The sequence below is a fragment of the Brevibacillus sp. YAE8 genome, assembly GCF_057543335.1.
On the sequence record NZ_BAAIYG010000007.1, the window covers coordinates 164,839 to 176,690 of the forward strand.

At 47.4% G+C, this 11,852-nt stretch carries 11 protein-coding genes and 1 pseudogene; 5 read left to right on the forward strand and 7 right to left on the reverse strand.

What is annotated here, in order from left to right; genetic code table 11:
• Window positions 1–102 precede the first annotated feature (102 nt).
• The 7 genes and pseudogenes from AC27IT_RS12885 to AC27IT_RS12915 form a co-directional block, all read right to left on the reverse strand.
• Window positions 103–327, reverse strand: a complete 225-nt coding sequence (locus AC27IT_RS12885) for an ABC transporter substrate-binding protein (RefSeq protein WP_005830628.1) — start codon at window positions 325–327, stop codon at window positions 103–105.
• Window positions 328–693: 366 nt separating this feature from the next.
• A complete protein-coding gene (locus AC27IT_RS12890; RefSeq protein ID WP_268871430.1) occupies window positions 694–2,238 on the reverse strand; it encodes a malate:quinone oxidoreductase in 1,545 nt (514 codons plus the stop codon).
• A 432-nt stretch (window positions 2,239–2,670) separates the two neighbouring features.
• Window positions 2,671–3,312 (reverse strand): ABC transporter ATP-binding protein, encoded by a 642-nt coding sequence (locus AC27IT_RS12895; RefSeq protein WP_005830633.1) that lies wholly within the window; start codon window positions 3,310–3,312, stop codon window positions 2,671–2,673.
• A complete protein-coding gene (locus tag AC27IT_RS12900) occupies window positions 3,309–5,597 on the reverse strand; it encodes a DUF1430 domain-containing protein (RefSeq protein ID WP_283858468.1) in 2,289 nt (762 codons plus the stop codon). The genes AC27IT_RS12895 and AC27IT_RS12900 overlap by 4 nt, the downstream gene beginning before the upstream one ends.
• Window positions 5,598–5,698: 101 nt before the next feature.
• The gene (locus AC27IT_RS12905) at window positions 5,699–5,950 is read right to left on the reverse strand and encodes a lactococcin 972 family bacteriocin (protein ID WP_283858469.1); all 252 of its coding nucleotides are present in this window, start codon (window positions 5,948–5,950) and stop codon (window positions 5,699–5,701) included.
• 408 nt (window positions 5,951–6,358) lie between these two features.
• A pseudogene (locus AC27IT_RS12910) lies at window positions 6,359–6,940 on the reverse strand (methyl-accepting chemotaxis protein); the annotation flags it as partial.
• A 12-nt stretch (window positions 6,941–6,952) separates the two neighbouring features.
• On the reverse strand, window positions 6,953–7,975 hold the full coding sequence (locus tag AC27IT_RS12915) for a methyl-accepting chemotaxis protein (RefSeq protein ID WP_283858471.1): 1,023 nt from the start codon (window positions 7,973–7,975) through the stop codon (window positions 6,953–6,955).
• A gap of 991 nt (window positions 7,976–8,966) precedes the next feature.
• On the opposite strand from AC27IT_RS12915, the gene AC27IT_RS12920 reads away from it, so the two are divergent.
• From AC27IT_RS12920 to AC27IT_RS12940, 5 genes are all read left to right on the forward strand, one after another.
• On the forward strand, window positions 8,967–9,116 hold the full coding sequence (locus tag AC27IT_RS12920) for a hypothetical protein (protein WP_283858472.1): 150 nt from the start codon (window positions 8,967–8,969) through the stop codon (window positions 9,114–9,116).
• Window positions 9,117–9,336: 220 nt separating this feature from the next.
• Window positions 9,337–9,852: an ABC transporter substrate-binding protein gene (locus AC27IT_RS12925; protein ID WP_283858473.1), complete on the forward strand. Its 516-nt coding sequence runs from the start codon at window positions 9,337–9,339 to the stop codon at window positions 9,850–9,852.
• A 318-nt stretch (window positions 9,853–10,170) separates the two neighbouring features.
• Window positions 10,171–10,767 carry an IS21 family transposase gene (istA, locus tag AC27IT_RS12930; RefSeq protein WP_283858474.1) on the forward strand — a complete coding sequence of 199 codons (597 nt, stop codon included), beginning with the start codon at window positions 10,171–10,173 and terminating at the stop codon, window positions 10,765–10,767.
• Between the two features lie 135 nt (window positions 10,768–10,902).
• On the forward strand, window positions 10,903–11,109 hold the full coding sequence (locus AC27IT_RS12935; protein WP_283858475.1) for a hypothetical protein: 207 nt from the start codon (window positions 10,903–10,905) through the stop codon (window positions 11,107–11,109).
• 349 nt (window positions 11,110–11,458) lie between these two features.
• Window positions 11,459–11,605, forward strand: a complete 147-nt coding sequence (locus tag AC27IT_RS12940; protein WP_283858476.1) for an ATP-binding protein — start codon at window positions 11,459–11,461, stop codon at window positions 11,603–11,605.
• The last annotated feature ends 247 nt before the right edge of the window (window positions 11,606–11,852 follow it).

Below are 11,852 nucleotides of genomic sequence, written 5' to 3' on the forward strand. Positions count from 1 at the left end.
TTCGATTTGCCGGGCGATCTGTTCCACACAAAAAAGCCGCTCGCACAACCGGGCGTCGATCCGTCCCCGTGGCATGAGCAGCTTCTTCGGTTGTCGTTTGCTTTATTTCTTGTCAGCCTTCCCCGCCCCGGCCATGATCTGAACGATTTCATCCAGCAGCATGTCCAACGTAATCGGGTCGTCGAAGTTGAATTTGCTGTCCAGCGTGTAAACGCGGCCTTGCTGGACGGCCGGAATCGTTTTCCACAACGGGCTTTCTGTCAGTTGCTTCTGGTGGACGCTTGTTTCATCACTGCCGTTGGTCAAAAGAAAAATATTGTCCCCCATGACTCCACCCCTTGGATATTGGCGCCGTGCATGTCTACGCCACATACGGCATTGCCCCGAAAACACGCGTTTTGCAAGTCAGCGTTTCTCAAGGCTCCCGTCTCCACGCAAACTCTTCTGAAGTGTCTTTCGCCGCTTTGCAGAAACGATTTTAGTTCATGGATGGTTAAGTCTTGATCTATTACCATGTAACGCTTCCTCTCCCCCTGCGTTTTTGACTGCACGCCATGCTATCTTTGCAAAAATTCTTCGAGGCTGATCTGCCGCTTTTTCTAATCGGCGCCAAAGACAAGCTGAAAAAAACGGCCTTCCCCCTACAAATCGCAGGGAAAAGGCCGCTTCGCTCGTATATTGATTACTGGCTGGCTACCGGGCGACAGCTACTTTCCTGTCCAGCCCCAGCACCTGTGCTGTGTAAGAGTGAATTTCATGCAACAACTCTGGATTGTCCATCAATGACACGCCATAAGAAGGAATCATTTCTTTGATTTTGACTTCCCACTCGTTAATATGCTGCGGGAAGCATTTTTTAATGACCTCAAGCATGACGGACACGGCAGTGGAAGCTCCCGGAGAAGCACCCAGCAACGCTGCAATCGAGCCGTCCGACGCCGTAATGACTTCGGTACCGAACTGCAGTGTTCCTTTTCCGCCTGCCTCGGTGTCTTTGATAACCTGCACGCGCTGGCCGGCCACGACCAAATCCCAATCCTCGCTCTTCGCGTTCGGGATAAACTCGCGCAGCTCTTCCATACGCTGCTCTTTGGACAGCATGACTTGCTGGATCAGGTACTTCGTCAACGACATTTCTTTCGCGCCTGCTGCCAGCATTGTCAGCACGTTGTTCGGTTTGACAGAAGTAATCAAATCGAACATGGAGCCGGTTTTCAGGAACTTCGGCGAGAACCCGGCAAAAGGCCCGAACAGCAACGACTTCTTGCCGTCGATGTAACGTGTGTCCAGATGCGGAACAGACATTGGCGGAGCGCCAACCTTGGCTTTTCCGTAAACTTTTGCATGATGCTGCTCCACGATATCCTGGTTTTTACAGACCATAAAGATACCGCTTACCGGGAATCCGCCAATGCGCTTCCCTTCCGGAATACCGGATTTTTGCAGCAAATGCAGGCTTCCGCCACCGCCGCCGATAAAGACGAACTTCGCCTTATGGCGTTGGACGATGCCGTTCTTGAGATTTTTCACTTTCAATTCCCAAGAGCCGTCGCTGGTACGTTTAATATCATCAACGCTATGCTCATAGTTTACTTCAACGTTTTTCGTCTTCAGGTGGTCAAACAACATCCGCGTCAAAGCCCCAAAGTTGACATCCGTTCCCGTGTCGATCTTTGTGGCTGCGATTGGCTCATTCGAAGAACGGCCTTCCATCACGAGCGGAATCCATTCCTTCAGTTTTTCCGGGTCATCGGAAAACTCCATGCCTTGGAACAGAGGATTTTGGGACATCGCTTCGAAACGCTTCTTCAAAAACGAAACATTTTTCTCCCCTTGCACCAAGCTCATGTGCGGCAAAGGCATGATGAAATCTTGCGGATTGCTAATCAGCTTGCTGTTTACGAGATGAGACCAAAACTGCATGGAAACCTGAAACTGCTCATTGATCTTGATCGCCTTGCTAATGTCGACCGATCCGTCTTTCTTTTCCGTGGTGTAGTTCAGCTCACAGAGTGCAGCATGCCCGGTTCCGGCATTGTTCCATTCGTTGGAGCTTTCCTCTCCTGCTTTGGAGAGCTTTTCAAACACTGTAATTTTCCAGTCTGGTACTAATTCTTTCAGCAGTGACCCTAGAGTCGCACTCATGATGCCGGCACCAATTAAGATAACGTCTGTTTGCATTTGTCTGTTACTCATTTTTACCGTCCTAACTCGCTGGTATTTGGAGAAAAGATGCAGGCGGCTCCTGATCTGGCCCCGTTGCAAGTCAGGGTGCTACCTAGTACACACCTTTTCTGGAATAATTACAACCTGTTATATAGTGTATCACTTTTATCTTTAGAATAAAATATTTGCTATATATTGATAGTTATATGCTATTAAAAGGCCCGTAAAGTGTCGGAATGATATACTTTTTATAGGGAATGTGTTGGCAATTTGTGTAAAAAACTCATGGATAGACAAAAACCAAAGCTTTTACCCGGTTGCTGCACGGATGTCGCTTTGGTTTATAGCGGATTTCTCACGAGGTCTTTATTTCTTCATCAGTCAGTATATTGCAATCGTCGCTTTTTGTGCCACTACTAATACGTTTTGCCACACTGCTCATCGGGCTTCGTGGGACATTTCTTTCATGTTTTCACAAAACGGGATATTCGGGCAACCTCTTCTTCACGACAGTGAAATCACTCTGCCACATTCTCCCGCAACGTACTCATCATGAGTGACGATAATAATGGTTTTGCCTTTATGATTCAGTTCCTTCAGAAGCTTCACAATTTCATTGCGGTTGTCGACGTCCAATGATCCTGTCGGTTCGTCGGCAAGGATGAGGTCGCATGGCTTTAACAATATCCTCGCAATTGCCACCCGTTGTTGCTCCCCGCCCGACAAACCGTATGTTTTTTGCTTGAGTGAGATATCCAGCCCCACTTTCTCCAGTGCCTCTTTTTTTAATTTTTGCTTTTCCGCTCTTGTTTTTCCCGAATAAAGCAGCGGGACCTCAAGGTTATAGTCAACGGTTGCATCATCAATCAATGCGAAGTTCTGGAAGAGGTAGGCAATTCTTGTTCTAAGCAGTTTGTTTGCCTGGGCCGATCCAATCCGCGGACGCTGCTTATCAAACAGTTTCACTGTGCCACTACTCGGATCTTCAAGCAATCCCATAATATTGAGAACAGTCGTCTTGCCAGAGCCGCTTTTACCCGTAATAGCGAGCATATCTCCTTCATATACTTTCAAATTGATTTGTTCAAGAACCGTGTGATCTTGATAGCGTTTGCTGACATCAACCAGTTCACATACCGTTTTCATGCTGCTCCCCCACCTCCTTTTAGTACTTTTCCTTTATTTTTCCGCTCGATAACAAACAGTGCGAGAACAGACGCTACAAATTCAATAGCGAGCACCCCGCCGCCTATTGCAAGCAGACGATCGCTAGACGATCCGACTGCTTCGTTGATGGATGACGCTACCATAGATACACTTCCGGCCATTTGAAGCAAACTGGATGAAAAACCACTGTTTACCAATAGGCAGGCGCCGATCTGGATCGCCCATGTCACCGACAGCAACCACATATATTCCTGGTACGTTTTGAAAAAACCGGTACCGAATAATCTGCGCACGATAAATCTTCGTTGAAATTTGCTAAAAAACACGCTCAGATTTTGTACGACAAGCACCAGCAATCCGGCTAACAGTCCGAGACTGATGAATGTAAGCTGGGTCCTTGTATTTTTCAATTCATATATCTGACTCAGAACATATTGGTCGACTGATATCAGATTTGTCAGGTTATCGTCGAGCTTCAGCCTTTTCAGTTCAGGTTCGAGCAACTCGAACGTCCGTTCACTGTCTCTGTTTATCAATTTCACCTTTAACGGATCGCGGCCCCACCCTCCGCTCATCATGTTGGCTTTGTCTGCAACAAGGCTGTTTTTCTCAATAATCGGATCTACAATCATATTGTTTTCTAATGGAAACACTTCTGGATTGAAGCTAAATATTTTCTGGTTATTTGCTGTCCAGATGATAGACAGCCGTTGATTTCTTACACGATCCGGGACTTCCACCTGAAACCGGTTCTCATCTACCTCAACAAGATTCTTTCTTACTTTCGTAAAGTAATCCAAAATTTCTTTTTCCTTGTTACGGTATTTTTCAGGAACAAGCAAAATGAAATCGCTTGTATCCTCTGAAATGTTCACAGGATTTCCTTGGGCATCATATACAGGAAACTCCTGAAGATAGTTGAGATTTACCGAAATGGAGCGGATATTGCGAGAATTTCTGTTCAGCAGAAGCACTGATTCCCGGTAGCTACGTGCATCAATGAATAAAGCTCCCATTTTATTGAGCAGGGGATAGAGGCCTGTGACTTCCGTTGCGGTAATTTTATACGCACCTCTATCGTAATCTTCCGAATCATCGCCGACCCTTACCGGGTAGAACACGCCGTAATCTTTGCTTCGCTCCCAGCTTTTCAAATTTTCCTCTTGAATACGCACCTCATCAAACTGATTCCATATCGGAAGGATGACCAAGACAAGAAATATAGAGCAACCAGTTTTGAGCATTGTGTTCAAAGTAACGATTCCATTTGTTTCTTTGCGGTTTTTGATGACATCAATAACCTTAATTCTCGCTATATAGACATATGCGATTAGGGAGATTAAAAGAGCAATGACGTAACTTACCAATTGAGACAGAATGACATTTACGATGAAATGAGCCGCTGTATCTTTCATAAGCAAGGCTGCCAGTACAGAAATCACGGCCGCCAGTATATAAATAACCGTCACCAATCTCCCGATAACCAGGTACCATAGATGCAAGTTGGAGAGGCCGTGCATTTTCATAACGCCAATCTGCTTTGACTCGTTAAAGACATAGTAGACGAGCATAATAATCGTCACGATAAAAATCAAATATCTGATATATGTAAAGAAATCTGCTTCGATTTCCATTTTGCCGGAAGTATAAAAATGCCCCTTAAAATCTTCAGGGGTGAGTCTGGTTCCTTGGTCAACCAATTTGTTCGCAACAATCTTGTTGATGACATGGTCTACAAACTGCTGGTATTGCTCATCGGACCCCTCTATAAAATACTGCCCCTCTACGGGAAGGTGCTTGTAAGCAGACCGAAGTGGCTTGATTTCGATCAGCCGATGACTGCCAAACATCTTAATCGTTCCTCTTTGCTCCTGGTCTTCTGAGTCTACCGTGGATAGATAGGAATTGCCCTGTTGGGTATCTTGTGCTGTGAGAAATCTGCCGCTTTTTAATCGAAACGAGTCAAAAAACGCAGTGCTGTTTGTCAACAACACGTACTTGTGAATCCGAACCTCGTCATCTACGCCATAATCAATATTGGTTCTAAAAATATTTACCTTTGCCTTCACAGCCGCATCGAGTAGAATCGGATACATTTCAGTTGGTGAAGCAAAACTCGCATAATTAGGTATCCGAAACGGGGCTGAATCCCCCTCTCCTGCCCTTTCCATTTGCTCAAGCTCAGTGCGATAAGCCTGATTGTATGCTAGCAGAAAAGACACCGCGAAAATAAAGATAAGCAAACCTGATAACGTCCTTTTCATGCATCCGCTCCCCTTATTTTTCCTGGCCCCCTCATAAACGCAACGTACCATACGCCACTCAGATGAGTAACGTATGGTAGCTGTTGCTAGTCAGGCTCCTGTTATTTACCGGGTTCTTTCGCTTCATTGTCCCAGTATGCATAGCCAGTTTTGTCTTTTGGCCCGTAAGCATCTGCCAGTGACCATTCACCTGCATATGCATATGCTTTATCTGTACTTGTTCCTACTTTTGCAGTAGAAGAATGGTAGTTATCCGGGTGGTTATAATGCGACCAGCAATGCTTTTGAGAGCCTGTGATTTCCGTGCCGTAATCCCAAGTACCGCCGCCCACATTTACTGCGAACGGAGTCACAAGCGCGTTAACCATCTATGTCCAGATAACAGTCATCGCCAAGAGATATCGTCATGTTGTCGACAATCAGATCCATAAAAGCTTTGTGCCCCTTTCACTGATTTACTTTTTTTACCAATTCATGATTATAAGTTATATAGTCTTCTTTGTCTATGTGATTGAAAATAATGAATGGTAGAAAAGGTAAATTCAAATATTGCTTCCATTTAATAGACGTATCACGCAAAGAAAATAGCTCTTCTTTATGTGAGAAACAGCTTTTTACAAAAAATAGCCCTTCTCCACGAAGGACTTTTGTCTGTAAGCAGCAAGCAAAGAAGCATAGCCTCAATTACAGGTGAATCTTTTCAGCAAAGACTCCAGCTCCTCGGACATCTCTGCCAGAGCGGTCGCCGAGGCTGCGATTTCTTACATGGAAGCCAACTGTTCTTCCGAAGCAGACGCGACGTTTTGTGTATTGTTCGCCGTCTCTTTGGCGATTTTGGACATTTCCTCGATGGACGCGCTCACCTGCTGGGAGCTAGCTGACATTTCTTCGGAGACAGAGGACAGCTCGTGGATCTGATTCGACACGCTTTCTACTGATTTGACGATGTGGACAAAGCCTTCTCCCGTCTTTTGCACGTACTCGAATCCGGCAGCTACCTCCTGGGAGTCTTTTGCCATGGCTTGTACGACCTTTTCCGTGTCGCTTTGAATGTCGTGGATTAAGCTGGCGATCTGCTCGGACGAGTGCCTCGATTGTTCCGCCAGCATTCTCACTTCATGCGCAACCACGGCAAACCCCCGCCCGTGCTCTCCTGCCCGCGCCGCTTCGATCGCCGCATTCAAAGAGAGCAAATTCGTCTGGTCCGCTATGCCGGTAATGACGTCGGTGATCTTGCCAATGTGTGTCGAACGCTCACGCAACTGCTTAATCACCGCAGTCGTCTCGTTTGTGGACTGGGAGATCGCATTCATCTGCTGTTTGACAGCCTCCAGCAATTCATCGCCTTTTCTGGCCTATTGATGGGTCCTCTCCGCTTCCTCTGACACCGACGCGACGGCTTTTGCGATCTGTCCAATGCCCATTGCCATCTCGCTCATCGCTCTGGCGCTTTCCTCCGCGCCCTGCCCCTGCACTTCGGTTCCGGTGGCGACCCCCTGGATGGAAGCCGCAATTTGATTCGTAGCCTCTGTCGTCTGTTCGGCGCTTGCCTTCAACTGTTCAGAAAAAGCGGCCACCTGCCCGGAAGTAAGCCTGACCTTTTGGATCAGCTCACGCAAATTGGCAGCCATTTCGTTAAAGGACTCTGCCAGCTTGCCGATCTCGTCTTTGTTCTTCACTTGAATCGCATCCAGCATAACATTTCCTCTTGCAATCTGTTCGGCTGCCTCGGAAATCTGCAGAATCGGTCTCGTAATTTTCTTCGTCATGTACCAGCCGATTGCTAACGCCAGGATCGTGGCTGCTATACTGATGATATTCAGCAGACGGCGCACCGAGTTGACCATCTCCGTATTTGCCTCGCTGCCTTCATTCATCAGCGCATACTGATCGGCAACGATATTTCCGACCATCTTCTCCATTTCTTGCCCAATCGGAACCATTTCCTTGCTGTAATACCCGGTAATGCTCTCCGTACTCTCGCCATTGCGCGCCAATTGCTGCATCGCATCTGACTTTTGCCTGTACTCCTGATTCATCGCTTGCAGCTTATCGAATCTCTCTTGGTCCACTGGTCGTTGGACTAATTTGGACGTCTCGTCAATCAACTGGCCGATACTCTCGTAAGCCTTGTTCATGTCTTCGATGTATTTCGCTTCTCTGGTCACCAGATATCCGCGTAGCCCACTCGACCGTTTGTAGACTTGTCCCTGGATTTTTTCAGCATTGGCTAAAATCACGGCACGCCTTCCAACCAAGTCCGTGTAGGAGTCATCGACCTTTATAAAATAGACATAAGAGACCGTACTGGAAATCAAAAAAAGGAACGATACTGCCAAAAATGACAAGAACAGCTTTTTGCCAATGGTAAAATTCATACCGATACACTCCTGTTTCTCAAACTGGCATAACAAACCTTGACAAGCTCTACCTCAGACGCTACTGCGCTGTCCGGCGACATGCCCCGTTCGGTTTTCTGTCAAGAGTAATTCGTTCCCCTCCTTTCCCTTCCGCTTTTTCCGTGTTTATTCTCTTCTCGGGAAACAACAGCTTGTAGAGCATCGCCTCTCCTATACTCGGCAGTTAGTAGCTGTTCTTTTGTTGTCAATTTCGACCGATGCGATCCCGGTTGCGGGGGTAGCAAGGATAAAAACGCCAGACAGGTTTGCTGTTTTCGCTGATCTCTCGTCTGGTGAGAGACTGTTTTATGATGGGTGCTGCTTGTAGCTCCGTATCATCCACATCGTCTGCCTAATTTCGGACCCGGATACTCACTTTCTTTTCGATCAAACCGTGGAGTTGCTCAGACACCCTCTCGCTATCGTTCATCTGGCCGTTCCTCGCTCTGCCTGTTTTCTTTGAAACAACAGCACGTTCAAATGTTCCCTTCGCAGCAGTTTTCGTTTTCGTTGTACTTTGCGGAAAAGCCGTTGAGGTTCTTTCTGTTGTTGCAACCTTTTTCAAGAGAAGGTTAATAGACGGTCGGTCCGTTTTTAGCGGAAAATGGACCGACAAATCCCCCGACAATCACGAATGTGCCTTACCAGATGCCAGTAAAGAGCAAAATCTATGTATATGTTTGCTAAGAAACGTAACCCGAGATACGGCAAGACGATCAGCGCGCGGTGCTTTGCTGCATGAGGGCGGTTGGTCGAGGACATGTGAAAAACGTTTTCTTTCCCTCTTCGGTGCAGTTGAAATTTCTTTCGATAGTGTCTTCATTGTAATCGCACCGAGATAAAACCATAGTGAAGTAAATCACAGTGAGTACTGATAATTTGCTGAAAGTCTTTTTTTGTTCACGATTTGGAGATAAAGTCGTCGAGTTAGGTTTGGAGATTTGTGGCGGGTACTTCTGGGGAAAAGGGAATGACGAAAAACCTGACGATGGGCGATCAGGTTTTCTTCCATTTTGATGATGTTGAAGCTGTGCGGGAGACGTGCGGGATGAAAAAGAACATGCTTGCCGACACCGTTCTGCATTGGATGGAGAACTTACAATTTATTTGCTTCTCATAGAGTCAGGCCAAGTCAAAGTTATAAAGTGGACCTTGGACGAAAAAACTGACCCTGCAAGTGCTTGGAACAGGAGAAGGTGGTCAACGCGGCATCCAAGGTAGCCAAGGAAGCGCCACGGTTTCCCCTCTCCGCAAAATTTGTCCATTGAGTCTGCGCAATGCGAATATACAATGATAGCGAACTAATTGAGAATGGTTTTCACAACAAGGAGAGATCAATCTTGATCCGATTTTTGCAGAAAACCTCAGCCATCTTCCTGACGACAGCGCTGTCTGTCCTCTTACTGACCGCTTGTGGCACGGCCAACACCAACACCAGCAACAGCAATACCACCGCAACGCCGCTGCCCACTGCCGAAACAACAGCCGAGAAGCCATCGACCCGCTCCTACAAGGACGTCTTGGGGAGAACCGTGGAAATCCCGGCAGCACCTGAGAAAATCATCGCCCATTATTACGCTGCGGAACTGAAAGCGCTCAACGTCCCGATGATCGAAACGAACTTTATGAACGCCAAACTAGCCTTGACGGACGAGCAACTGAAAGGCATTGAAGACATCGGCGGGGACGGCCTGTCTCCCAATCTGGAGAAAACTTTGTCGCTCAAACCGGATTTGATCCTCGTCCCGGACTTCCTCGAGCAAGACGACGTCGAAGCCCTGTCAAAGATCGCCCCAACGGTTGCGATCAGCTACAGCGCAGATGTCTTTACCCGGCTGCTGTTTATTGCATACTAAAAATGCCTAATATTGCAGCATAAAAATGCTCAAGACAGATACAAAAAAGGCACTTGTCAGCATCAAAACTTCCTCCTAACGTTAGGTTTGCGACAACTTAGCGAAGGAGAATGGAAAGGATGCTGAAAATGCCTCAACAACACTATATCAGGTTTTTACGCGAAGTGGAAGACTGCTCGGTCAATGAGGTTGCAGAATGCGTCGGTGTTCACTGGCGGACTGCCAAAAAATATGCCGATCAAACGGATTGGAATGCCTCAATGACCAAACGAAAAGCAGAAGTCCTGTCATGGGTCCGTTTATGGAGATCGTCGATACTTGGTCCCCCGTAAGCAACGACACACAGGTGTACTTATTTTCCAACGTTTGTGTGACGAACATCAATTTACAGGTGGGCTACGTACGGTTTTGGCTTATGTACGGAAACGAAAAAGCGAAATGGAACTGGAGCGCGCCAAAACGTACGAACGACTAGAACATCCACCGGGTGAGGCACAAGTGGACTTTACCACCATTGAAGTATGCCAAGAGCACCGATTCCTCACATACAAACTGCTCGTGATGTCTTTCCCGTACAGCAATACCGCTTTCATCTATCCAACACCCACGGAAAATCAGGAATGCTTCTTGGAGGCAATGAAGCAGTGCTTTGAACAAATGGGGGGTGTTCCGCAGCGAAGCTGGTTTAACAATCTCTCCGCTGCCGTCGTTCATATCGAGAAGCTGGGCGAACGGCAATTAACAGAGGGGTTCCAGCGATTTTGTGCTCACTACCGATTTGAAGCCGTCTTTTGCAACCCATACAGTGGTTATGGGAACGGGCACGTGGAGAACAAATGTGGGTACTCCAAGCGCAATTGGGCTATGCCGATCCCCATCTATAACAGCCATGACATTAGCCGCCTACTTCGCTGAGCAAGCAACACAGGATCGTGAGCGTCAGCACTATGCCCAAAATCGTTGCATCGCAGATCTGTGGGAGGATGATCGCCGTAAACCGCTTACCTTGCCGGAGCATGGATTTAAGGCCTTTCGCTTGGGGTGGCAGTGGTGAACAAATACGGGGAAATTCGGATGGATGAAATGACGATTCCGTTGCTGGAGGTAGCAACGCCCGGCAGTGAGGTACTGATCCAAACCTTCTGGGATCGTCTCATCTTCTCAACGGCCAACACCAGCAGATTCGGGAAGTACCCAGACCTTATACCGGACGAACGGTGGACATTCAATGGTCACAAATATGTGCCGGATGGCTAAGAAAAACACGCAGCGTGACGCACTCGCAGTTTCTCCATATGCTACCGGAGATCTTGTAGGCATATGTGACCGTGAAAGATGTGACAGGGCGAAAAGATCGTCTTCAGGCTATGTCACACTGGTGCGACGTTTACACCATCGAACAGATTAAGGAGGTAATGGCTCTACTAGGCCAAGACACACCCGTTACTCGCATCACGGCCGTGCTGGGCGTAAAATACGGAAGCCGCGACCTGTCTGTTACGTGGGAGGAGACGCTGTCCCCTCCGGGAACACGTATAGAGGGTTCCCTCCAACGCTATGATCAACTTGTGGGGTGAGCTGAGATGCCAACAGAACTGGGGGATTTGTGCCGACAGCTACGAAGCTCACATCGGCGCTCATCGATCGCTTGATCCACCACACTCATATCCTCTCATTCACGGGCGAAAGTTTCCGCTTCAAGCAGGCATGGATAGAATTCCTCTGTAGTTACAAACAGCTGGCAAGTTCTTAGGCAATTTTGGCTGCAAAACTGAGCATTTTCTACTTGCAAACACACCTGTCATTGTTCCGCCGCCTCTTCGCCTTGCACCAGACAGCCAAGCGCAGAACTACCCAAGCCTTTTAAGCCCCGAAATTGGATTTGAGTCATACCCCCTTATCTTGTTAAGCTGATATCAGAAGAACAGAGGGGGATATTTTTATGCAACGGAGACGCTATTCAATCGAGTTCAAACAACAATTGATCCAGGAAGCCCACG